This window comes from Streptomyces sp. NPDC056061, assembly GCF_042266885.1.
Lineage (GTDB): Bacteria > Actinomycetota > Actinomycetes > Streptomycetales > Streptomycetaceae > Streptomyces.
Window position 1 is genome coordinate 61,106 of record NZ_JBHJWQ010000005.1, and the last position, 22,747, is coordinate 83,852.

The 22,747-nt window shown below is 72.0% G+C and carries 15 protein-coding genes; 10 read left to right on the forward strand and 5 right to left on the reverse strand.

Annotated elements, in window-relative coordinates:
- The first annotated feature begins 42 nt into the window (after window positions 1–42).
- The 4 genes from ACFC79_RS10275 to secD all read left to right on the forward strand — a co-directional run bounded on the left by ACFC79_RS10275 (window position 43) and on the right by secD (window position 8,423).
- Window positions 43–2,181 carry an alkaline phosphatase family protein gene (locus ACFC79_RS10275; protein WP_376237691.1) on the forward strand — a complete coding sequence of 713 codons (2,139 nt, stop codon included), beginning with the start codon at window positions 43–45 and terminating at the stop codon, window positions 2,179–2,181.
- A 57-nt stretch (window positions 2,182–2,238) separates the two neighbouring features.
- The gene (ligA, locus tag ACFC79_RS10280) at window positions 2,239–4,332 is read left to right on the forward strand and encodes an NAD-dependent DNA ligase LigA (protein ID WP_376237694.1); all 2,094 of its coding nucleotides are present in this window, start codon (window positions 2,239–2,241) and stop codon (window positions 4,330–4,332) included.
- Window positions 4,333–4,489: 157 nt separating this feature from the next.
- Window positions 4,490–5,311: a rod shape-determining protein MreC gene (locus ACFC79_RS10285; RefSeq protein ID WP_376237696.1), complete on the forward strand. Its 822-nt coding sequence runs from the start codon at window positions 4,490–4,492 to the stop codon at window positions 5,309–5,311.
- 646 nt (window positions 5,312–5,957) lie between these two features.
- On the forward strand, window positions 5,958–8,423 hold the full coding sequence (gene secD, locus ACFC79_RS10290; RefSeq protein WP_376237698.1) for a protein translocase subunit SecD: 2,466 nt from the start codon (window positions 5,958–5,960) through the stop codon (window positions 8,421–8,423).
- Between the two features lie 167 nt (window positions 8,424–8,590).
- On the opposite strand, the gene ACFC79_RS10295 is transcribed toward secD, so the two are convergent.
- Window positions 8,591–9,424: a helix-turn-helix domain-containing protein gene (locus ACFC79_RS10295; RefSeq protein WP_376237699.1), complete on the reverse strand. Its 834-nt coding sequence runs from the start codon at window positions 9,422–9,424 to the stop codon at window positions 8,591–8,593.
- Window positions 9,425–9,487: 63 nt separating this feature from the next.
- Here ACFC79_RS10295 and ACFC79_RS10300 point away from each other — a divergent pair, with 63 nt between their 5' ends.
- Window positions 9,488–9,793: a 4a-hydroxytetrahydrobiopterin dehydratase gene (locus ACFC79_RS10300; protein ID WP_376237701.1), complete on the forward strand. Its 306-nt coding sequence runs from the start codon at window positions 9,488–9,490 to the stop codon at window positions 9,791–9,793.
- A gap of 128 nt (window positions 9,794–9,921) precedes the next feature.
- On the opposite strand, the gene ACFC79_RS10305 is transcribed toward ACFC79_RS10300, so the two are convergent.
- A complete protein-coding gene (locus ACFC79_RS10305; protein ID WP_376237703.1) occupies window positions 9,922–10,884 on the reverse strand; it encodes a LysR substrate-binding domain-containing protein in 963 nt (320 codons plus the stop codon).
- A 251-nt stretch (window positions 10,885–11,135) separates the two neighbouring features.
- Between ACFC79_RS10305 and ACFC79_RS10310 the strand changes: the two genes are divergently transcribed.
- Both ACFC79_RS10310 and ACFC79_RS10315 read left to right on the forward strand, forming a co-directional pair.
- On the forward strand, window positions 11,136–12,089 hold the full coding sequence (locus tag ACFC79_RS10310; RefSeq protein ID WP_376237706.1) for a class I SAM-dependent methyltransferase: 954 nt from the start codon (window positions 11,136–11,138) through the stop codon (window positions 12,087–12,089).
- A 913-nt stretch (window positions 12,090–13,002) separates the two neighbouring features.
- Complete coding sequence (locus tag ACFC79_RS10315) at window positions 13,003–13,578, forward strand: hypothetical protein (protein ID WP_376237707.1); 576 nt, start codon at window positions 13,003–13,005, stop codon at window positions 13,576–13,578.
- 545 nt (window positions 13,579–14,123) lie between these two features.
- On the opposite strand, the gene ACFC79_RS10320 is transcribed toward ACFC79_RS10315, so the two are convergent.
- Window positions 14,124–14,960, reverse strand: a complete 837-nt coding sequence (locus ACFC79_RS10320; RefSeq protein WP_376237709.1) for an aldo/keto reductase — start codon at window positions 14,958–14,960, stop codon at window positions 14,124–14,126.
- A 335-nt stretch (window positions 14,961–15,295) separates the two neighbouring features.
- On the opposite strand from ACFC79_RS10320, the gene ACFC79_RS10325 reads away from it, so the two are divergent.
- From ACFC79_RS10325 to ACFC79_RS10335, 3 genes are read left to right on the forward strand one after another with little or no spacing between them, the layout of a single operon-like run.
- On the forward strand, window positions 15,296–16,342 hold the full coding sequence (locus ACFC79_RS10325) for a chitinase (RefSeq protein ID WP_376237711.1): 1,047 nt from the start codon (window positions 15,296–15,298) through the stop codon (window positions 16,340–16,342).
- A gap of 9 nt (window positions 16,343–16,351) precedes the next feature.
- Window positions 16,352–17,617 carry a glycosyl hydrolase family 8 gene (locus ACFC79_RS10330; RefSeq protein WP_376237714.1) on the forward strand — a complete coding sequence of 422 codons (1,266 nt, stop codon included), beginning with the start codon at window positions 16,352–16,354 and terminating at the stop codon, window positions 17,615–17,617.
- Between the two features lie 11 nt (window positions 17,618–17,628).
- Window positions 17,629–19,407, forward strand: coding sequence for a PQQ-dependent sugar dehydrogenase (locus ACFC79_RS10335; protein ID WP_376237717.1), 1,779 nt, complete (start codon window positions 17,629–17,631; stop codon window positions 19,405–19,407).
- 223 nt (window positions 19,408–19,630) lie between these two features.
- On the opposite strand, the gene ACFC79_RS10340 is transcribed toward ACFC79_RS10335, so the two are convergent.
- The gene (locus tag ACFC79_RS10340; protein ID WP_376237720.1) at window positions 19,631–21,430 is read right to left on the reverse strand and encodes an AMP-dependent synthetase/ligase; all 1,800 of its coding nucleotides are present in this window, start codon (window positions 21,428–21,430) and stop codon (window positions 19,631–19,633) included.
- A 334-nt stretch (window positions 21,431–21,764) separates the two neighbouring features.
- Window positions 21,765–22,691: a LysR substrate-binding domain-containing protein gene (locus ACFC79_RS10345; RefSeq protein WP_376237722.1), complete on the reverse strand. Its 927-nt coding sequence runs from the start codon at window positions 22,689–22,691 to the stop codon at window positions 21,765–21,767.
- Between the last annotated feature and the right edge of the window lie 56 nt (window positions 22,692–22,747).

The window sequence follows — 22,747 nt, forward strand, 5'->3', positions numbered from 1 at the left end:
AGGGCCCGGAACGGCGGGGCCCGGACGTGAGGTGGGTGCGGCGTGGGTGACGGGCGATGGCGAACAGCCGGCAACGCCCTGGTGAGAGTGGTCGTGGTGTGGGCGGTCTCGACGCTCACGATGCTGGTGCTCGCCGGGATCCTTCCGGACTTCCACATCCAGTCGGCGGACGGCGTGAGCACCACCAGGACCGCGTTCGCGGCGGCCTGGGGCGCCGGCGCGTTCGGCCTCCTCTCCGCCCTGGTCTGGCCCGTTCTGGTACGGGCGCTGCTCATCGTGCCCGCACTCGTCCTCGGACTCCTCGTCTTCTTCCTCAACGGTTCCCTGCTGCTGCTCGCCCTGCGGCTCATCCCGGACGGGCGCGGCGCCGCGGACCCGCAGACCGCGGTCGTCGTCGCGGCCGTCATGTCCGCGGTCGCCTCCGCGACCTCCACGGCGCTCGCCGTCCGCGACGACAACGCCTACCGGCGACGCCTGTCCCGGCTCGCCGACCGGCGGCGACGACGCAGCGGAGCGCCGGGCGGCCGCTGCGGACCGCCGGGCGCCGTCTTCATCCAGCTCGACGGCGTCGGCCACGACGTGCTCGCCCGGGCCGCCGCCACCGGCCTGATGCCGACCGTCGCGCATTGGCTCGCGCGCGAGGAGGGGCACCGGCTCACCCCCTGGCGCACCGACTGGTCCAGCCAGACCGGCGCCAGCCAACTCGCCATCCTGCACGGCAGCAACCATGACGTCCCCGCCTTCCGCTGGTACGAGAAGGAGACCGGCGACGTGATGGTCTCCAGCCGGCCCGCGAGCGCCCTCGAACTCCAGCGCAGGGCCATCGCCCGCACGCACGACGGCGGACTGCTCACGGTCGACGGGGCCAGCCGCGGCAATCTCTTCAGCGGCGGCGCCGACCAACTGGCGCTGGTCCTGTCCATGGCGGCCCGGCTCGGCAAGGGCCGCCGCTCGCGGGCCGGCTACTTCGCCTACTTCTCCGACCCGGCCAACGCCGTGCGCACCGCGCTGTCCTTCGTCGCCGAGGTCTGCCGAGAGATCGGCCAGTCGACGCGGGCCCGCGTCCGCAAGGACACGCCCCGGATCAAGCGCGGCGGGCTCTACCCCTTCATCCGCGCCTTCGCGACCGTCGTCGAACGCGATGTGGTGGTCGCCGCGGTCATGGGGGACATGTTCGCCGGGCGCACCGCCGTCTACGCCGACCTCGTCGCCTACGACGAGGTCGCCCACCACTCCGGACCGCACAGCCGGGACGCCGAGAAGGTGCTCGCCCGGCTGGACCGCTCGCTCGCCCTGATCGCGAAGGTCGCCGAGCACACTCCGCGCCGGTACCGGATCGTGGTCCTCTCCGACCACGGCCAGAGCCCCGGGGAGACCTTCGCCGGGGCGTACGGGCTGACGCTCAAGGACCTGGTGCGGGCGGGCTGCGGGCTGCCCGTGTCCCGGCGGGCGCAGCGCACCCGCAGCGGTTCGGAGGCGCGCGACGCGGTACGGACCGCCCTGCACCGGCGGCCGGTCGAGGCGGGGGAGGCGGAGCACCGCGCGAAACCGTCCGACCCGGTGGTGCTCGCCTCCGGCAACCTCGGGCTGATCTCCTTCCCCGACATCGAGGGACGCGCCTCGCGCGAACAGCTCGACCGGTGCCATCCCGCGCTGCTCGGCACCCTCGCCAATCACCCCGGCATCGGCTTCCTGCTGGTCCGCAGCGAGCGGCACGGCTCGGTCGTGCTGGGCCGCGACGGTGCCGAGATCCCGGTGGCGGAGCTGCGGGACGGGCAGGGGCCGCTGGCCCCGTTCGGCCCGGGCGCGGCGGATGCGGTGCGCCGCACCGACACCTTTCCGCACGTCGCGGACATCATGGTGAACTCCATGTACGACACCGGCACGGGGACCGTGCACGCCTTCGAGGAGCAGATCGGCTCGCACGGAGGACTGGGTGGTGAGCAGTCCCGGCCGTTCCTGCTGTGGCCGGCGGAGCTGTCTGCGCCCGCGGCACGGGGTGCCGAGCCGGTGGGCGCGGAGCAGGTGCACCAGGTGCTCCGGCGCTGGCTGCGGGAGTGCTCGGGGCCGCAGGTACCGCTCGCCGCGCAGGGCGCGGCGGACGGCGCCGTGAGGACGGGCGCGCACGACGGGACCGGGCGCGCCGACGAGGCGGACGGAGCGGTTCCGGCAGCCGACTGAGCCGCGCCTCCGCCGGTCGGGACGGCGTTGTCAGTGGTGGACGGCAGGATGTGGGCCATGACGAACTCAGCTGTTGTGCTCGCCGATGCCGCCGCCTACGCTGCCGCGGTCGAAGAGGCGTCGCGGGCCGCCGCCGCGTACTACGCCACGGGCGAGAGCACGCTCGACGACGACGCGTACGACCGGCTGGCCCGGGGGATCGCCGCCTACGAGGCGGACCACCCGCAGGAGGTCCTGGACGCCTCGCCGACCGGCAAGGTGGCGGGCGGCGCGGCGAGCGGGGACGTCCCGCACACGGTGCCGATGCTCTCCCTGGACAACGTCTTCTCGGCCGAGCAGTTCGCCGCCTGGACGGCGTCCCTGGAGCGCCGCATAGGCCGACCGGTCGCGGCGTGGAGCGTGGAGCCGAAGCTCGACGGCCTGGCGGTAGCCGCCCGCTACCGGGCGGGTCGTCTGGAGCAGCTGATCACCCGCGGCGACGGCACCGCCGGTGAGGACGTGTCGCACGCGATCGGCACCGTGGTCGGGCTCCCCGAGCAGCTCGCCGAGCCGGTGACGATCGAGATGCGCGGCGAGATCCTCATGACGAACGAGCAGTTCGAGCGGGCCAACACCGTGCGCACCGAGCACGGCGGCACGCCGTTCGCCAATCCGAGGAACGGCGCGGCGGGCACGCTGCGCGCCAAGGACCGGGCGTACACGGTGGAGATGACGTTCTTCGCCTACGGCGCCCTGCCGCTGCCCGAGTCCGGCGCCCTGTCCGACACCCTCGACGACCTTCCGCACAGCGAGGTCCTCGCCCGCGTCGCCGCCCTCGGCATCCACACCGCGGCGGACACGGACGTGGAGCCGCGCACCCTCGCCACGGTGGAGGAGGTGCAGACCCGGGTCGAGGAGATCGCCGCGCTGCGTGCCTCGCTGCCGTTCGGCATCGACGGCATCGTGATCAAGGCCGATCTCGCCGCCGACCGGCGAGAGGCGGGCTCCGGGAGCAGGGCGCCCCGCTGGGCCATCGCGTACAAGCTCCCGGCCGTCGAGAAGGTCACCCGGCTCCTCGCCGTCGAATGGAACGTCGGCCGGACCGGCATCATCGCGCCCCGCGCCGTGCTGGAGCCGGTCGAGATCGACGGTTCGACCGTCAGCTATGCCACGCTGCACAACCCGGCCGACATCACCCGCCGCGATCTGCGGCTGGGCGACCGCGTCATGGTCTACAAGGCGGGCGACATCATCCCCCGGATCGAGGCCCCCGTCGCCCATCTGCGCACCGGCGACGAGCAGCCCGTCGTCTTCCCCGAGGCGTGCCCGCAGTGCGGCTCGGAGATCGACACCAGCGAGCAGCGCTGGCGCTGCGTCCGGGGCCGGGACTGCCGCCTCGTCGCCTCCATCTCGTATGCGGCGGGCCGCGACCAGCTCGACATCGAGGGCCTCGGCGCGACCCGCGTCGTCCAGCTCGTCGACGCCGGTCTGGTGACCGATTTCGCCGACCTCTTCACGCTCGACCGGGAGCAGTTGCTCGGCCTGGAACGGATGGGCGAGACGAGCACGGACAATCTCCTCGCCGCCATCGACTCGGCCCGGACCCAGCCGCTCTCCCGGGTGTTCTGCGCGCTGGGGGTGCGCGGCACCGGGCGCTCCATGTCGCGGCGGATCGCCCGGTACTTCGCGGAGATGGACCGGATCAGGGCCGCCGACGCCGAGGAGCTCCAGCGGGTCGACGGCATCGGCAAGGAGAAGGCCGCGGGCGTCGTCGCGGAACTCGCCGAGCTGGCACCGCTCATCGAGAAGCTGGTGGCCGCGGGGGTCAACATGACGGAGCCCGGAGCGACACCGCCGCCCGCACCCGGCGAGGAGCCCGCAAAGACCGCTGCCGAGGCCGGGGGCGCCGGGCTGCCGTTGGACGGCATGACCGTCGTGGTCACCGGTGCGATGACCGGCGTGCTGGAGAAGCTGTCCCGCAACCAGATGAACGAACTGATCGAGCGGGCCGGCGGGAAGTCGTCGTCCAGTGTCTCCAAGCGGACCACGCTCCTGGTGGCCGGGGAGAAGGCCGGTTCCAAGCGGACCAAGGCCGAGGATCTCGGCGTCCGGATAGCCGCGCCGGACGAGTTCGCCGAACTGATCGCCGATTTCCTGCCGTCGGAGGTGTGACGCACCACCGCTCACGTACGACGTCCCAGCCCTTCGATTTTGCTTGAGAGTGGCTTTCTTTGCCTCTCTATTGCATAGTGAGGGCTCGGCCATGCCTCGCTATCAGCAGGTCCATGGGGTGGTTCAACGGCTGCTTCGGCGGACCGGGGGAGGGACGATGCGTTCGCTGTACGACGGACCGCGGCCCGGCCGGTCGGCCCGCCGGGAGAACCCCGGCGCCGTCCGTGGTATCGCGCTCGACCTCGGCAGCTCGTGGACCCGCGCCTGGATCCCCGGGCACGGCGTCGTCGCCGAAACAGCAGCCTGCTACGGCCCCGACGACCGGCCGGGGCAGCCGCGCCCGGTCCGGCGGGGCCGCGTCGTCGACCCGGTGTCCTGCGGGCGGCTGCTCGGCCGAATCGCCGACACGGCGCTGGGCGCGGACCGCGGTGACACCGTGATCGTGCTCAGCCACCCCGTGCTCGCCGGCGCCGAGCACCGCGCCGCCGCGAAGGAGGCGGTCGCCGCCGCGCTCGGACCGACACGGGTCATCGCGCTGGACAGCGCGCGGGCCGCGGCCGCGGGTGCCGCACCGCGGGAGGGCGGCCCCCTGCTCGTCGTCGACATCGGGGCCGAGCTGACGGAGGCGACCCTCCTGGTCGACGGGCGGGTCCGTGACGCCCGCCAGACCGAGACCGGACTCAGTGACCTGGCCCCCTCGGAGCCGCCCACCACCGTCGTCCGCACCGTCCTCGACATGATCATGGCGATGTGGAAGCAGGATCGGCACGGTGCCGTCCTGGGAGCGCTGCGCAAGGGCCCGCTGCTCGCGGGCGGCGGTGCCGCACGCCCGGACATCACCAACCGGGTCGCGCTCCGCCTCGGTGTTCCGGTACGGCTCAGCGAGGACCCGGCGACCGCGGTCGTGCGCGGTGCCGGACTTGTCCTCGGCTCGGTGCTCCACACGTCGGCCCCGGCACTGCCCGGCCGGCAGAGGTGACCCCCCTCCCGGGGACGCCTCCCGGGAACGCGCCCCCCGGGGCACGGCCGGAGGCCAGCCCCGGCGCCGTGCGGGTGGCCCGTCGGGCGCTCGCAGCCCTCCTGCTGACCGTGCTCGCCGTCGTCGGCGGTGCGCCCGCGGCCGTCGGCGACCGGCCCGTCGCGGGCCCGCTCGCCGGAGCGCCGTCCTCGGCCGCGTACCCGCCCGGTTCCCGCCGGCCGACCCCGCACACCGACCGAACCGCCCGCACGGCCCCCGTCCACGACTCCCGCCGCGGCCGCACGGCCGTGGCGACCGACGGCCACCGGCCCGCGCCCGCGACCGGGCCCCGACCGGAGCCGAGGGCCGGCGCCGACCACGTGCGCATCCCGCACCAGATCCCGCCACCCGGTCCCGAGGCGCTGCTGCCCGGTGCACCGGCTCTCCGGGCCCCCTGCCTCCTGCCGCGACCGGCGCCCGCCGGACCCGCGCGCACCACCGACCGCCTCCGCACCGCACTCCCCGGGGTGCGCGGGCCTCCGGGAATGCCCGTCCACCGGTCATCCGCACCGGTTCCGACACCGGACCGTCCACCGGTCCCTTCCCGCTGACCCGCCGCTCCGTCCTCGCCGAACCGAGGGCGCCCGGCGCTCCCTCGGAGGAATCCATGACTCGCGCCACCACGGTGCGAGCGGTTCTGGCTGCCGCCGTGCTGCTCGTTTCCGTGCTCATCTCGCTGAACATGTCGCCAAGACTTGGCCTCGACCTTCAGGGCGGCACCCGAATGGTGCTCCAGGCCAAGGACTCGGACACCGCGAAGGCGGACCGGGAGAGCACCGACCGCACCCTTGAGGTGCTCCGCCAGCGCATCGACTCGCTCGGCGTCGCCGAACCCACCCTCACCCGTTCCGGCGAGGACCGGATCATCGTCGAGCTCCCGGACGTCCAGGACCCGCGCAAGGCCGCCGAGGTGATCGGCAAGACCGCCCAGCTCAGCTTCCACGCCGTCCGGGGACCGGGCGCGCAGACCGACGAGGGCGGCACGGCCGATGGCGGCGCCGGGAAGCCCGCCACGGGGGAGCCCGCGACCGGGAAGCCCGCGGAGCCGGAGCCCGGTGAGAAGAAGGCCGGTGAGAAGAAGCCCGAAGACGCGAAGCCCGACGAGCCGAAGGCCGATGTACCGGAGCCCGGTGAGAAGAAGGCCGACGACGGACCGACGCTCCCCGATGAGCAGGGCCGCCCGCTCGACCTCGGCCCGGCCCGGCTGTCGGGTGCGGGAGTCAAGGCTGCCACGGCCACGTTCGACGCTCAGCAGGGTGCCGGCTGGACCGTCTCGCTCGACTTCCACAAGAAGGCGGGACGGGACTGGACCCAACTGACCGGCGAGGCCGCCTGCCATCCGGCGCAGGACGAGCGGCGCCGCGTCGCGATCGTCCTCGACCAGCAGATCATCTCCTCGCCGCAGGTGTCCCCGTCCGTCGGCTGTGGTGTGGGCCTGCCGTCCGGGTCCACCCAGATCACCGGCTCCTTCAGCGCCGACGAGGCCCGGGAACTCGCCCTGCTCATCGAAGGCGGCGCACTTCCGCTCCCCGTCGAGATCGTCGAGCAGCGCACCGTCGGCCCGACACTCGGTGCCGAGGCCATCGACGCCAGCGCCCGGGCCGCCCTCATCGGTGCCGCCGCCACCGCGCTGTTCATCATCATCGTCTACCGGCTGTTCGGCGCGCTGGCGGCCGTCGCGCTCGCCGCCTACGGCCTCATCTCCTACGCCGCCCTGGTCGCCCTCGGCGTCACCCTCACCCTTCCCGGTCTCGCCGGGTTCGTCCTGGCCATCGGCATGGCGGTCGATGCCAACGTCCTGGTGTTCGAACGCGCCAGGGAGGAACACGAACAACGGCCGGGCCGTAGCCTGCGTTCCTCGCTGACCGCCGGATTCCGCGGCGCCTGGAGTGCCGTCGCCGACTCCAACGTCACGACGCTGATCGCGGCCGGCCTGCTCTTCTTCCTCGGTTCCGGGCCGGTGAAGGGCTTCGGTGTCACGCTCGCCATCGGTGTCATCGCCTCGATGTTCTCCGCGCTCGTCATCGCCCGGGCCCTCACCGAGATCGCCGCGGGTTCACGCCGCGTCAACGACTCTCCCGGTGTCAACGGCATCGCCAGCCCCGGCCGGGTGCGCACCTGGCTGGCCCGCCGGGATCCGCAACTGATGCGCTCCCCGCGCCGCTGGCTGCTGATCTCCACATCGTTGATCGTCGTGGCCGTCCTCGGCATCGTCGTACGCGGTGTCAATCTGGGCGTCGAGTTCACCGGTGGCCGGCTCGTCGAGTACTCCACGAGCCGTCCGGTCGACGTGGAGCGGGCCCGGACCGCCCTGGCGGACGCGGGCTTCGGCGACGCCGAGGTCACCACGGCGGGCGCCGGAGACCTCTCCGTACGCACCGGGAAGCTCGACAACGACGGCGAGCAGGCCCTGCGCGCCGCCCTCGCCGAGGAGGGCGGCAAGACCACCAAGGTCCGTGACGAACTCATCGGTCCCAGCCTCGGCGACGAATTGCGGCGCAACGCCCTGATCGCCCTCGCCATCGCCGTCCTCGTGCAACTTGCCTACCTGGTGGTGCGGTTCCGCTGGACGTTCGCCGTGGGCTCGGTGGCGGCACTGGTCCACGACGTCATCATCCTGATCGGTGCCTTCGCCTGGCTCGGGCGCACCGTCGACGGCATCTTCCTCGCCGCTCTCCTCACCGTCATCGGGTACTCCGTCAACGACTCCGTGGTGGTCTTCGACCGGGTGCGGGAGCTGTGGGCGAAGTCCCGGCGGACCCCGGTCGCCACCATCGCCAACCGGGCCGTGCTCCAGACCGTGCCCCGGACGGTCAACACCGGGATGGGCGCCCTCTTCATCCTGGCCGCGCTGGCCGTGCTGGGCGGTGACTCCCTCGCGGACTTCGCGCTCGCCCTGCTGATCGGCATCTGCGTCGGAACGTACTCCTCGGTGATGACGGCGGTACCGGCCGCGCTCGTCCTGGAACGGAGCAGCAAGGCCCCGCCGCCTGCCCGGAAGCGGGCTCCGGGGCGCCGGTCCGGCACGCGCACGGCACGCCGGGATCCCGCCGACAACGGAGCACGCGTCTGAGGACGTTCCCGAGCCCCCGGCGCACCGGCCCACGGCATCCCCGGTGCGCGTCGGCGCACGGCGGACGGGACACACCATGGGGCGCGAAGGGGCGCCCGCACACCGGAAGCACGTGTGTGCGGGCGCCCCTCCGCCCATCGCTCCTCGTCGGGAACGCCTACCGGACGTCAGAGGACGAGGGAACGCAGATGATCGGCGGTGGCCCGGTCGGCGGGCAGGAACGTCTCGATGGCCAGCTCGGACACCGTCACGTCCATCGGCGTGTTGAACGTCGCGATGGAGGCGACGAACGAGAGCACCTGCCCGCCGTGCTCGATGCGCAGGGGCAACGCGAACGGCGGGGCGGACGACACCGCGGCGCCGTCGTCCCCCTCACCCGGCCCGGGGTCCGCGGCCCGGACGCGGCGTTCCGGTGACGGGTAGCCCGCGACCTCCTCGTACAGCGCGCGCAGCTCCGCGGATCGGGCCAGCGCGATCTGACGGCGCATCTGCGCGAGGAGGTCGGCCCGCCACTCCCGGAGGTTGTGGATGCGCGGGGCCAGGCCCTCCGGGTGGAGAGTCAGCCGCATCGCGTTCGTCGGAGGCACCAGCAGATGCTCCGCGACCCCTTCCAGCAGGCTCGCGATCCCCCGATTGGCCGCCACCACGTCGTACATCCCGTCGACGACGAGCGCCGGATAGGGCTCGTATCCCCGAAGCAGCCGTTCCATCCCCTCGCGCAGGGCGTCCAGTGCGGGGTCGTCGAGTGCGGTCTGCGCGTACCGCGGAGCGTAACCGGCCACCACCAGCAGGGCATTGCGCTCCCTGACCGGAACGTCGAGCTGCTCCGCCAGCCGCAGGATCATCTCCTCGCTGGGGCGGGAGCGGCCCGTCTCGATGAACGAGATGTGCCGGGCGGACGAGTCGGCGCGGAGTGCCAGTTCCAGCTGGCTGATCCGCCGTCGCTCCCGCCAGCCGCGCAGCAGCGGCCCTACCCCCGTGTCACTCGCGACAGTCGTCATACCCAGACCGTAACGTCACCGGCACCGCCGACCGGAACCGATCGCTCGTGAGGGAGCCGCCGCATGCCCGCCGAACCACTGTCGCGACAGGAGATCGAGGACCGTCTGGGGGATCTGCCCGGCTGGACGCTCGACGGGGACAGAATCACCTGCACCTACCGCCTGCGCTCGCACTTCGCCGCCGCCGGACTGACCATGCACGTGGCGCAGATCCAGGACGAACTGAATCACCACTCGGATCTGACGCTCGGGTACAACACCGTCACCCTGTCCGTGAACACGCACGACGCGGGCGGCGTGGTCACCGAGTACGACCTGAACCTCGCCGCACGGGTGGCGGCGATCGCCGCCGGACACGGCGTGCGGTAGCCCACGGGCCCGGCGCGGCACCCGGACGACCGGGCACGCGGGCGCCGCACCGGCGCATGGGACCGGTGCGGGTGTCGCGTCGGCGCATGGGACCGGTGCGGGTGTCGCGCCGGTCGTGCGGCGGCGCGTCATCGTGCCGGACCGAATCCGGGGTTCACGGCGAGCCAGTCCGCGTAGTTCCTGCTGCGCTCCACGGCGTCCGCGTACGCCGCCAGGGCGTGCCCGCTCACCGTCCCGGCCGCCGACACGGCCGCGGCGGAGCGGGGGTGCCAGCCGAGCAGGTGACGCCAGCTCAACGGCGAACCCGCGAGCGGCCGGGTCACCAGCCCCGGTGTGGGCGGGAAGGTGGCCCGGCACAGCCCGACCGCGCGTCCCACCTGGACCAGATGGACGACGGATGCCGTGTCCGCCTCGTACACCGATGCCGGGCTGAACCCCGCCCGTGCGCACGCGCCGATGAAGCAATCGGCGAAACAGCCCTCGCCGGGCACGTCCGCCCAGCACTCGTCGGCGAGATCGGCGAGGTCCAGTTCCCGCACGGCCGCGAGCGGGTGGGTGTCCGGCAGCATCACGAAGACCGGATCGACCCCGATCACCTGCCAGGTCAACCGCTCGCCGGCGGGCGGCGGGCTGTCCCCGCAGGTCCCGATGAGGGCGAAGTCGAGCCGCCCGTCGACGAGTTGGGTGGAGATCTCGCCGACCGACCACGAGGTGTACGTCGACACCGGCGCCGTCGGGTGCGCGGTGACCAGACGGTCGACCAGGCCGCCCAGCAGCGGGCCGTGCGTGCCGCCGAGACGGAAGCGCTCCATCGTCCCGCAGGCGTTGGCGAAGCGCACCGCCTCCTGCTGGAGCTCGCTGACCGCGGGCAGGACCACCCGTGCCCGTTCGAGCACCAGCTCACCGAGGAGCGTGGGCCGGGCACCGGTGTGGTCGCGCTCGAACAGCGGGCCGCCGAGCGCCTTCTCGATCCGCCTCAGTTGCGCGCTCAGCGCGGGTTGGGCAAGCCCGAGGGTCGCGGCGGCCTTCGTCAGGCTGCCGGTGTCGGCTATGGCACGTACGGTTCTCAGATGGCGCAACTCCAGCTCCATAAACGCAAGTTATGGGTCCGATGGCCTACCGGCAATATGCTGTCGTCCCATCGGTGTCGAACCGGCTCCGTCCTGGACATGGTCGAGCGCGGTCGGGCCGGTGGCGCGGGAGTCCGGCCGCGGCGCATCCTCCGTGTTCGGTACCGCCTTCGAACGGTGCGCGGGGGCAGTTCCCGGGAGCACCGGAGCGGCGACTTGCCGGAACGGCAATGCAGCTTGCCGAGGCAATGATGTGTGGTGAGGCTGTCCCCATGAACCGGAACAACGACCGCCACCACACCACCGCGCGCGACGCGCAGCACGCGCACCACGGCCCCGCGCACGGTCATCGGCACACCGACACCGACATCGACTGGGATGCCATGGCCCCGCTGCTGGAGCGGGAGGCCGAGCTGGGCCGCCCGCAGTACGAGGAGGCGGCCCGCTGGATCGCCGGTCTCCGCGAGGCCCACGAGGTGCGCCGGGTGCTCGACATCGGCAGTGGACCCGGTGTCATCACCTGCCTGCTCGCCGAGGTGTTCCCGGAGGCGGAGGTCGTCGCCGTCGACGGAACCGAGGCCCTGCTGGAGCGCGCCCGTGCCCGCGCCGAACGACTCGGTCTCGGCGGCCGTGTCCGCACGCTGCGGGCCGACATCCCCGATGACCTCGAACTGCTGGGCGGGGCCGATCTGATCTGGGCGGGCAACTCCCTGCACCACATGGGCGACCAACGCGCAGTCCTCGCCGGGTTCGCGGAGTCGCTGCGTCCGGGCGGGACGGTGGCGCTCGTCGAGGGCGGACTGCCGTCGCGTCAACTGCCGCGCGACATCGGCATCGGGCGGCCCGGGCTGGAGGACAGGCTGGACGCGATCAGGGCCGACTGGTTCGATTCCATGCGGGCGTCACTGCCCGGATCCACGCGCGAGACCGAGGACTGGAGGGCCCTGATCGCCGCGGCCGGGCTGGAACCGCAGGGCACCCGCAGCTTCCTGCTCGACCTCCCGGCACCGCTCTCCGAGCCGGCCCGGGAACAGGTCATCGCCGAGTTCACGCGGCGGCGCCAGTCCTTCGAGGACGTTCTGACGGCGGAGGACATCGCGGTGCTCGACCGGCTGCTCGACCCCGAGGACCCGGCCGGGCTGCGCCTGCGCCCCGACGTCTTCCTGCTCATGGCCCGCACCGTCCACCTCGGCCGACGCGGCGAGGACCGCCGGGCGGGGCACTGAGGCGCCGAGGGCCGTTCCGGGATCCCCGGTGGGCGCCCGGTGACGGCCGCGGCTCCTCGCCGCGCCGTCAAAACGCCCGGCCGGGTCCCGTGCGCGGGCATTCCCGCGCCGTGCGACGCACCACATCCGACACCGCGCGCCGTTCCGCCACGGATGGCGGGACGGCCTGCTGGGGCGTGTCCTCGAACCGACGGTGCCCTGCCGGGGCCGGGCCCTGTGACGGGCCCGGCCCCGCGCAGTTGCGGCACCGCCGTGGGCTCCCGCCCCTGCGCGCGCACCCGCGCCGGATCGTCGAGGGCCGTCGGCATCCGAAGGCTCCGGACCGTTTCCGGGCGCGGCTGCTCAGTGGCGCCCAGGTCGCCCCGGCCGAGACCGGTCGCGCGTCGAACTGCCGGGGTTCGCACGGCTGACCCGTCAGCCGGTGCCCGAGGGCGAGACGGTGACGAACCGTCTCCAGCGGAACGTCGCGGCCGAAGGCATCGAGTCCCGCCGTCGCGGAAGCGGTATGGCCGCAGAACTGACAACCCGTCCGCCGCCGGTACCGCTCTCCCCGTCCGCCCTCCCGTCACCGCCCCGTGCCGCGCGTCGCCCCGCGCCCGTCCGCCCCGGAAGCGGGTGGCCGGCAGGTGGCCGCGCTGCGCGGAACGTGTCAAGGGAAGACACACTTCTGCCAGGGTGAGGAGGCGTCAGGAAGTCGCCTGTACAGGCTAATGGCACATCAATTGCCCTTCATATCAGGCAACTTGGCGATTCATTCCAGGATGCGGAAATGGCATTTGGCGTACCTTTTGTCCCTCTATCGGAGGCCTGGAGGGGGCCTCCAACGTGTCCGATATGACAGGTATGACAACCGTAAGTACGTTCGTCCTCGGGTCGACTGCTCAGCCGACCTCTCTGAGACAGGAGAAGCGACATGGTTACCCGTTCCACCATCGTTACTGCCGCCGTCGCGGCTGCTGCGGCCATGGCCGCCACTGGAATCACGTACGCCTCGGCTGCCACCGCCCAGCCGCTCCAGGCAGCCCCGGCCGTCCAGCAGGCCGCTCCCGTTTCGGCTCCCGACGGCGGCGACACCGGGAAGGGCAACGAGGGCAAGGGCAATGAGGGCAAGGGCAATGAGGGCAAGGGCAATGAGGGCAAGGGCTACGAGGGTGGGGGCTACGAGGAGCGTGGCTACGGTGGGGGTCGTGGTTACGAGCACGAGGGTCGAATCCACATCAACGAGCGGACGTACAGCGACGACCCGGGCGGCTGCATCACCGTGGTCAGTGGGCTCGGCGCCAAGAGCCTCAACATCCGCAACGAGAGCCGCCGGACGATCGAGGTCTTCCGCGGTGCCACCTGCGACAACGGCGCGCCCATCGCGATCGTCGGACCGCACAGCTCCAGCGACGGCGTCTTCCCGGGCCGCGTCAAGGGCGGCGTGTGCGTGGAGAACGGCGTGGTCGGCAGCTTCCGCGTGATCGAGCGGCACTTCGAGGGCCGGTGACCTGATCGGTTCGCCGGTCCGACACGGAACCCCGGCCCGCCGGAATCGGGCCGGGGTTCCGGTACGGGTGTCCGGGACCGGAGGCTTCCGGGACCGGACACCCACACGTGACATATACATCCACCTGCCCCGCCATATTAAAGCCGGACGGCGAGGCACTGCCAGCCGACCGGGACGGCCGCGTCGCACGCGGCCCCGGTCTCCGGCGCTCGGTCGTGGTCCCGGTCCGGGACCACGACCGCGGCGGCCGAACGTGGCGTCGGCGCGGCAGACGCCGCCCACGTCCCGGCCGCCAGGACCCGGCCGGATGCCCACCGGCCGGGGCGAGGGGAGCTCTGCCCCCTCGTGGTCCGCCCTGGCCCGGAAGGGTGAAATTCCGGGTGTCGGGGCCGTTCCTCCGCCGCCCCGGGCGTGCTCCCGTGTATCGGCGCTCCCGCAGCCGTTCGTGGCGCCATCGCTCCCGCGCCCGGGGCGGGGCCGCTGCCCGGTCGTGCGGTCCGTGACCCCGACGAGCCGGGACTGCGGGCGTCCGGCGGCGGAACCGCTCAGGCGCCGAGGTTGAACTCGCCGGGGTTGGGGCCGAGGCGCTTGCCCTCGTCCAGCGCGGCGACCGCGGCCAGGTCGTCGGCGTCCAGTTCGAAGCCGAACACGTCGAAGTTCTCCACGATCCGCGACGGTGTCACGGACTTCGGGATCACCACGTTGCCCGTCTGGATGTGCCAGCGGAGCACCACCTGGGCCGGTGTGCGGCCGTGCTTCTGCGCGATCGCGACGATGGTCGGGACCTCCAGCAGTCCCTTGCCCTGCCCCAGCGGGGACCATGCCTCGGTCGCGATGCCGTGCTCGGCGTGGAAGGCGCGCGACCCGGCCTGCTGGAGCTGCGGGTGGAGCTCGATCTGGTTGACGGCCGGCACCACGGACGTCTCGCCGAGCAGGCGCTCCAGGTGTTCCGGAAGGAAGTTCGAGACGCCGACGGCCTTCGCGCGGCCGTCGGAGAGGATCTTCTCGAACGCCTTGTACGTGTCGACGTACATGTCCTTCGCCGGTACCGGCCAGTGGATCAGGTACAGGTCCACGTAGTCCGTGCCCAGCTTGTCGAGCGAGGCGTCGAAGGCGCGCAGGGTGGCGTCGTACCCCTGCTCGGTGTTCCACAGCTTCGTCGTGATGAAGAGTTCCTCGCGGGCGACCCCGGAGGCCGCAACGGCCCGGCCGGTGCCCTTCTCGTTCTCGTAGATCGCGGCGGTGTCGATGCTCCGGTATCCGGCCTCGATGGCGGTCGCGACCGCCTTCGCGGCCTCGTCGTCCGGCACCTGCCAGACACCGAAACCGAGCTGGGGCATCTCGACGCCGTTGTTGAGGGTGATGGAGGGGACCTTGGTCACGGGGGGTCGATCCTTACGTCGTCGGTTGGGATTCTCATGGTCAACGATCACGACCGGCCGGGCATTCCCCGGGGACGGGTGTCCGCGACGGGCAACCCGTCCGGCCCGCGGCGGCGGGCCCCGCCCTCATGTCCGGGCCGCGGGCCCTCCGCGAACCGGCCCCGGTCCGGACCGCACGTCGGCTCGATGTGTCCGAGCTGCCCGAAATCCTGCGAACTCACGTGCGGGTCCACATATTTGGGCCCGCGAGAGGCATTGACAGATCGCCCGTGAGGGAATCCCATGCATTGATGGTTAGGAACCTTTCCTAACGTGGATTCCCGAAGGGAGCATCTGTGCACGCAGACCGACCCCCACGTCGTGTCGCGGCCGTCCTCGCGGGGCTCAGCTGCCTGCTGCTGCCGCTGCTCGCCCATGTGCCCGGGGCGTCGGCCGTCACGGAGGGCGACGCCCCGGGCGCCGAGCCCCCGTCCGCCGCCGCGAAGGCCGCGGGCCCGGGGGCGATGGCCGCGGCCCCGTACGAGTACCTGGGCCGGGGCGACCCGCAGAAGCCGACCGGGGTGATGGCGGCGACGGGGCTGAAGTGGTTCACGCTCGCCTTCGTCCTCTCCGACGGCACCTGCAACCCGAAGTGGGACGGCACCCGGGCGTTGGCCGGAGGAAAGGACCAGGCCGCCATCGACGCCATCCGGGCGGCGGGCGGCGACGTCGTCGTGTCGGTCGGCGGCTGGAGCGGAAACAAGCTCGGCGAGAAGTGTTCCAGCGCCTCGGCGCTGGCCGGGGCGTACCAGAAGGTGATCGACGCCTACCACCTCAAGGCGCTGGACATCGACATCGAGGACACCGAGTTCTCGAAGGCCGCCGTGCGGCAGCGGGTGGTCGACGCCCTGAAGATCGTGAAGACGAAGAACCCGGGCATCGTGACGTACGTGACCATGGGAACCACCCCGTCCGGTCCCGATGCCGAGGGGAAGGACCTCATCGAGCGGGGTGCCGCGGCGGGGCTCGACAACGACGGCTGGGTCATCATGCCGTTCGACTTCGGCGGGCACAGCGGGACCATGGGCGCGGCGACGCTCAGCGCCCTCGACGGGCTGAAGACCGCGGTCGCGAGCGCCTACGGGTACGGCGACGACGCCGCCCACCGGCACATCGGTGTCTCCTCGATGAACGGGAGGACCGACGAGGCGGAGGAGACCGTCACCACCGCCGACTTCAGGAAGATCCTCGGGTACGCGCGACAGCACCATCTCGCGCGCTTCGCCTTCTGGTCCGTCAACCGCGACCGTGCCTGCGGCTCGGGCACCGACGCGGACGCCTGCAGCGGGGTGTCCCAGTCCCCGTACGAATTCACCAAGATCGTCGCCCAGTACCAGGGCTGAGGAGGTCCCATGCGCACCACCACCAAGAAGCTGACCACCGGTTCGGCCGCACTCGCCGCCGCCGGACTGCTGCTGCCCCTGCTCGCCACACCGTCCGCGACCGCGGCGGCCGGCGCCGCCGCGGGCCCCGCGGTGCCGTTCGGCAGCCACACCTTTCCGTACGCCGCCGGAACCCTGAAGCCGTCCGGCTCGCAGTCCTCCCTCGACCAGGCCGTGATCAAGGCCTACAACGCCTGGAAGTCCGCGTTCGTCAAGAAGAACTGCGGCAACGGCTGGTACGAGGTCGTCTCGCCGGACGCCGACCACCCGTACGTCGCCGAGGCCCAGGGCTACGGCATGGTCGTCACGGCCACGATGGCCGGGGCCGACCCGGACGCGAAGACCGTCTTCGACGGCATGGTGAAGTACGTGCTCGCGCATCCCTCGGCCAACAACTCCAACCTCCTGGCCGCCGAACAGAACTCCTCCTGCAAGAGCGTCGACGGCTCCGACTCGGCGACCGACGGCGACCTCGACGTGGCCTTCGGACTGCTGCTCGCCGACAAGCAGTGGGGTTCCTCCGGCACGTACAACTACAAGGACCTCGCGGTCAAGCGCATCAACGCCATCAAGAAGAGCGAGGTCAACCCGACCACCCACCTGATGCTGCTCGGCGACTGGTCGGACTCGGGGGAGGAGCACTACTGGATGACCCGGTCCTCGGACTGGATGATCGACCACTTCCGCGCCTTCAAGAAGGCCACCGGCGACAGCGCCTGGGACACCATCCGCTCGGCCCACCAGAAACTGATCACCAATCAGCAGTCCAAGTACGCGGCCAGCACCGGCCTGTTGGCGGACTTCGTCGTCAATACCAACGGGACCGCCAAGCCGGCCAACGGCGAGGTGCTGGAAGGCCCCAACGACGGCGACTACGCCTGGAACGCCTGCCGCGACCCGTGGCGCATCGGCGCCGACGCCGTCACCAGCGGGGATTCCGCGTCGCTCGCCTCCGCACGCAAGCTGAACTCCTGGATCAAGTCCAAGACGGGCGGCGACCCCAACAAGATCGTCAGCGGCTACCGCCTCAACGGCGGCGCGTTCGACAGCGGCCACGACATGGCGTTCACCGCCCCGTTCGTCGTGACCGCGCTCACCGATTCCGGTTCGCAGGCATGGCTCGACGCGCTCTGGAAGAAGATCGCCGGCACCTCGATCGACCCGGACCTCTACTACGGCGGGAGCGTACAGCTCCAGTCGATGATCGTCGCGTCCGGCAACTACTGGGTTCCGTGACGGGGGTTCGGATGCAGGTCGCAACGCTCACCATGAAACGGAGCACGACGGCGGCCCTCGCGGCGATGCTGCTCTGCGCCGCATCGGTGCAGGCGGCACCGGGGTCCGCCGCCGCGGCAGCCACGCGGTACGAGGCGGAGTCCGCGACGATCGTCCGGGGCGCCGCCGAATCCAACCACTCCGGCTACTCCGGCACCGGCTTCGTCAACGGCGACAATGTCGTGGGCAGTTACGTGGAATTCGCCGTCGACGCAGCCGCAGCGGGGACCGGGCGGATCGCCGTGCGGTACTCCAACGGCACGGACGCGGCCCGGCCCGCGGACATCGCCGTGGGCGGCAAGGTCGTCTCCGCCGCCCACGCCTTCGAGGGCACCGCCGACTGGAACACCTGGGCCACCTTCACCGTCACCGCCCCGCTGGCGGCGGGCAGCAACAAGGTCCGGCTCACGTCCACGTCGGCCGACGGGCTGCCCAACCTCGACTACATCGACGTCACGGTCACCGCGCCGGACGCCGTACCGCCCACCGCCCCCGGAACCCCGTCCGCGTCGGGCCTCACCGCGAACGGCGTCACCCTCAACTGGGGCGCGGCCACGGACGACACTGCCGTCACCGCCTACGACATACGCAGCGGCGACACCGTGCTCACGACCGTGACCGGCACCCCGCCCGCCACCAAGGCCACCCTCACCGGCCTCGCCTGCGCCAGTCCGTACACCCTCGACGTCGTCGCCCGCGACGCGGCGGGCAACGCCTCGCCCCCCAGCAAGGCGGTCACCTTCACCACCCCGGCCTGCACCGCGGACGGAGGCGTCCCCTCCGAGATCACTGCCTTCTCCACCGGCTGGACCATCCCGTGGGGCATCCACTGGATGCCCGACAGCAAGACCGCCCTGGTGACCGAGCGGGACAGCTTCAAGGTCTTCCGGGTCACCCCCGACGGCACCAGGACCCAGGTCGGCACCGTGCCGAACGCCGTCACCACCGGCGGCGAGGGCGGCCTGCTCGGCGTCGCCGTCGACCCCGAGTGGTCCACGAACCACTACGTCTACTTCATGCACACGGCGTCCGAGGGCAACCGCGTCGCCCGCATGACGTACGACGGCAGTTCGCTCACCGGCTACAAGGTCCTGCTCCAGGGGATCAAGAAGAACAAGTACCACAACGGCGGACGCCTCGCCTTCGGCCCGGACGGCTACCTGTACGCGTCGACCGGCGAGGCCCAGGACCGCGACCTCGCCCAGGACAAGAACTCGCTGAACGGCAAGATCCTGCGGATGACCAGGGACGGCAAGGCGGCCCCCGGCAACCCGTTCGGCACCTACGTCTACAGCTACGGTCACCGCAATCCGCAGGGCCTCGCCTTCGACCGCAACGGACGCCTGTGGGAGGCCGAGTTCGGCGACAGCTCCAAGGACGAACTCAACCTCATCCAGCCGGGCAAGAACTACGGCTGGCCGATCTGCGAGGGCAGTTGCTCCACCGCCGGGATGACCAACCCGAAGATGACCTGGAAGGTCTCGGAGGCGTCGCCCAGCGGGATCGCCATCGTCCGCAACGTCATCTACATGGCCGCGCTGAGGGGCGAACGGCTCTGGCGGGTGCCCATCGACGGCGACACCGGGAACCTCGGCACGCCCACCGCCCACTACGTCGGGTCCTACGGCAGGCTGCGCACCGTCACCACGGTGCCCGGCCGGGACGAGCTGTGGTTGTCCACCACCAACTGCGACAACAACGGAAAGGAACCGGCCGGCGCGGACAAGCTGTTCCGCGTCTCGATCACCTAAGGCTGTCCCGTAATCCGTGGTGGAGCGGTGCGCGGCGTCAGATGTGGTGCATCGCAAGGCGGAGGGGCGTCCGCATACTGGATGTATGCGGACGTTCCGACAACGCGGCGAGGTGCCGCAGCTGTCGTCGCGCGCCCGCCAGGGATTACGGGACAGCCCTTGGCACCGCGGCGCACCGCCGGGGCACGGCAACGCGAAGCCCTGCCCCGGCGGTACGCGCGTCTCAGCGGTACAGGGCGTCGACCTCCGCCGCGTACGCCGCCTCGATCGCCCTGCGCTTCAACTTGAGCGACGGGGTGAGCAGCCCGTGCTCCTCGCCGAACGGATGCGCCAGGATCCGGAACGTGCGGATCGACTCGGCCTGGGACACCGCGGTGTTGGCGGCCACCACCGCGCGCCGGATCTCCGTCTCCAGGTCCGGGTCGCGCACCAGTTCCTCCGGTCGCATCGCGGGCCGCCCCTGCATGGCGAGCCAGTGCTCCACCGCCTCCTGGTCGATCGTGACCAGGGCCGCGATGTACGGCCGGTCGTTGCCCACCACCAGGCACTGCGCGATCAGCGGATGGGAGCGGACGCGCTCCTCCAGACCGGCCGGCGACACGCTCTTGCCGCCCGACGTCACCAGGATCTCCTTCTTCCGCCCGGTGAGCGTCAGATAGCCGTCCTCGTCGAGCGCTCCCAGATCCCCCGTGGCCAGCCAGCCCTCGCGCAGCACCGCCGCGGTGGCCTCCGGGGCGCCGAGGTAGCCCGCGAACACGTGGGCGCCGTGCAGCCACACCTCGCCGTCCTCCGCGATGTGCACCGAGGTGCCGGGAATCGGCAGCCCGACGGTGCCGTACCGGGGGCGCTCGGGCGGATTGGCGGTGGCCGCCGCGGTCGTCTCGGTCAGCCCGTACCCCTCGTACACGGTGACGCCCGCGCCCTCGAAGAACAGCCCCAGCCGCCGCGCCATCCCGGAACCGCCGGACATGGCGTGCCGGATCCGGCCGCCCATCGCCTCGCGCACCTTCCGGTACACGACCTTGTCGAAGAACTGGTGCTGCACGCGCAACCCGGCCGAGGGTCCCGGCCCCGTGCCGAACGCCTTCGCCTCCGCCGCCTCCGCGTACGCGACGGCCACCTCCACCGCCTTGTCGAACGGCCCGGCCCGGCCCTCGGCCTCCGCCCTGCGGCGGGCGGCATCGAAGACCTTCTCGAAGACGTACGGCACCGCCAGGACGAACGTCGGCCGGAACGAGACGAGATCGGGCATCAGTGCCTTCGCCGACAGGTGCGGCTGGTGCCCCAGCTTCACCCGGCCCCGGATCGTCGCGACCTCGACCATGCGTCCGAAGACGTGCGCCAGTGGAAGGAAGAGCAGCGTCGATGCCTCGTCACCCGGCCGGGAGCGGAAGACCGACTCGAAGCGGGAGGCCATGGTGTCCGTCTCGAACATGAAGTTGGCATGCGTGAGCACGCAGCCCTTGGGGCGTCCCGTGGTCCCGGAGGTGTAGATGACCGTCGCCACCGAATCGGGCGTCACCGCGCGGCGGTGACGGTGCACCACCTCGTCCTCGACCCGGACGCCCGCGTCGACGAGTTCGGCCACCGCATCCGCGTCGAGCTGCCAGAGCCGTTTGACGCCGGGCAGCCGGTCGATCACCGATGCGACCGTCATCGCGTGGTCCTCGTGCTCGACCACGACCGCGGACACGTCCGCGTCGTGCAGCATCCAGCGGACCTGCTCGGCCGAGGAGGTCGGATACACCGGCACGGACTGGGCGCCCACCGACCACAGCGCGAAGTCGAAGAGCGTCCACTCGTAGCGGGTGCGCGACATCAGGGCCACCCGGTCGCCGAACCTGACGCCGTGCGCGATCAGCCCCCTGGCGAGCGCCAGCACCTCGTCCCGGAAGTCCGCGGCGGTGACGTCCCGCCAGTTCCCGTCGGCGTCCTTGCGGCCGAGGGCGACCCGGTGCGGATCCTCCTCGGCGTAGTCGAACACCACGTCGGCCAGCCCGCCCACGAGGGGCGCCGCCGCCATGGGTGGGACAGTGAAATCGCGCAATGACCTGCTCCTCGTGGCGCTCCGCACGGCGTCGTGACGCTACCCCACCGGATGGCGCGGCGGGAGGGGCCCGAACCGGTGGACAACGTGGCATATGCACAGGTGAGTCGCCGAAATCCGGCCAGATGGGCAGGGGGAGGGCGCGGGTGGCACACCGGCGCAACGGGCCCGCGCCCGAATCTCCACCGAATCTGTACGCCGCGATCACGCGGGTTCGGGGCGGATGCGGCGCATGCGACGGGTGTGGTGGATACGGCGGATGTCTGGGGGCTGGTCCCGCTCGGGCGCGAAGCGTCCGGCGCGGCCCGAGTCAGCCCGCGTCCCCGCCGAGGATCGCGCCGCTCGCGTCGGCACCGCGGAGCAGCCGGTCGGCGCCCGTCAGGATCGCCGCCGCCAGGGCGTCCGCGGCCTCCTGCGACCGGCCGCGGTGGCGGCCGTGCAGCAGCACGAAGTCCACATCGCCCAGATCGGGCAGGCCGGACCGGGGCGGCAGCGGCATCAGGCCGGGCGGGACCATGCCGCGGCTGTGTGCCATCACGCCGAGTCCGGCCCGCGCCGCCGCGACGAGTCCGCTGAGGCTCGTGCTCGTACAGGCGATCCGCCAGGGCCTGCCGTGCTCCTCCAGAACCTCCAGGGCGCGGGCCCGGGTGATGCCGGGCGGCGGGAAGAGCACCAGCGGAACCGGGCGGTCCGGATCGATCCGGAGCCGTGGTGCGCCGATCCAGGTCAGCGCGTCCCGCCAGACCAGCTCCCCGTGCGCGTCGCCGACGCGCCGCTTGGCGAGCACCAGGTCCAGCCGGCCCGCCGCCAGCCGCTGGTGCAGCGTCCCGGAGAGCTCGACCGTCAGCTCCAGCTCGACCTCCGGGTGATCGCGGCGGAACGACTCCAGGATCTCCGGCAGCCTGGTCAGCACGAAGTCCTCGGACGCCCCGAACCGCAGCCGCCCCCGCAGCCGCGTCCCGGCGAAGAAGGCGGCGGCCCGCTCGTGGGCCTCCAGTATGGTCCGGGCGAAACCGAGCATGGCCTCACCGTCCTGGGTCAGCTCGACCCGGTGGGTGTCGCGGCTGAACAGCTGCCGCCCCGTCGCGTCCTCCAGACGCCGCACGTGCTGACTCACCGTGGACTGCCGCACCCCGAGCCGGTCCGCCGCCCGGGTGAAGCTCAGCGTCTGGGCGACGGCGAGAAAGGTCCTCAGCTGTGCGGGTTCGTACACGGGGTCGAGGATATCGCGGATCATGATGACAGTGAGTGCGGTGTACGGGATTCCCGATCGCCTTGATCGGGCGCAGGATG

Excerpts from the sequence above, each read along its gene's own strand:
- ACFC79_RS10295 (WP_376237699.1), bottom strand. The coding sequence starts at position 9,424 with ATGACGACTGTCGCGAGTGACACGGGGGTAGGGCCGCTGCTGCGCGGC.
- ACFC79_RS10330 (WP_376237714.1), top strand. The coding sequence starts at position 16,352 with ATGCGCACCACCACCAAGAAGCTGACCACCGGTTCGGCCGCACTCGCC.
- ACFC79_RS10315 (WP_376237707.1), top strand. The coding sequence starts at position 13,003 with ATGGTTACCCGTTCCACCATCGTTACTGCCGCCGTCGCGGCTGCTGCG.
- ACFC79_RS10300 (WP_376237701.1), top strand. The coding sequence starts at position 9,488 with ATGCCCGCCGAACCACTGTCGCGACAGGAGATCGAGGACCGTCTGGGG.
- ACFC79_RS10345 (WP_376237722.1), bottom strand. The coding sequence starts at position 22,691 with ATGATCCGCGATATCCTCGACCCCGTGTACGAACCCGCACAGCTGAGG.
- secD (WP_376237698.1), top strand. The coding sequence starts at position 5,958 with ATGACTCGCGCCACCACGGTGCGAGCGGTTCTGGCTGCCGCCGTGCTG.
- ligA (WP_376237694.1), top strand. The coding sequence starts at position 2,239 with ATGACGAACTCAGCTGTTGTGCTCGCCGATGCCGCCGCCTACGCTGCC.
- ACFC79_RS10340 (WP_376237720.1), bottom strand. The coding sequence starts at position 21,430 with ATGGCGGCGGCGCCCCTCGTGGGCGGGCTGGCCGACGTGGTGTTCGAC.
- ACFC79_RS10310 (WP_376237706.1), top strand. The coding sequence starts at position 11,136 with ATGAACCGGAACAACGACCGCCACCACACCACCGCGCGCGACGCGCAG.
- ACFC79_RS10285 (WP_376237696.1), top strand. The coding sequence starts at position 4,490 with ATGCGTTCGCTGTACGACGGACCGCGGCCCGGCCGGTCGGCCCGCCGG.
- ACFC79_RS10305 (WP_376237703.1), bottom strand. The coding sequence starts at position 10,884 with ATGGAGCTGGAGTTGCGCCATCTGAGAACCGTACGTGCCATAGCCGAC.
- ACFC79_RS10335 (WP_376237717.1), top strand. The coding sequence starts at position 17,629 with ATGCAGGTCGCAACGCTCACCATGAAACGGAGCACGACGGCGGCCCTC.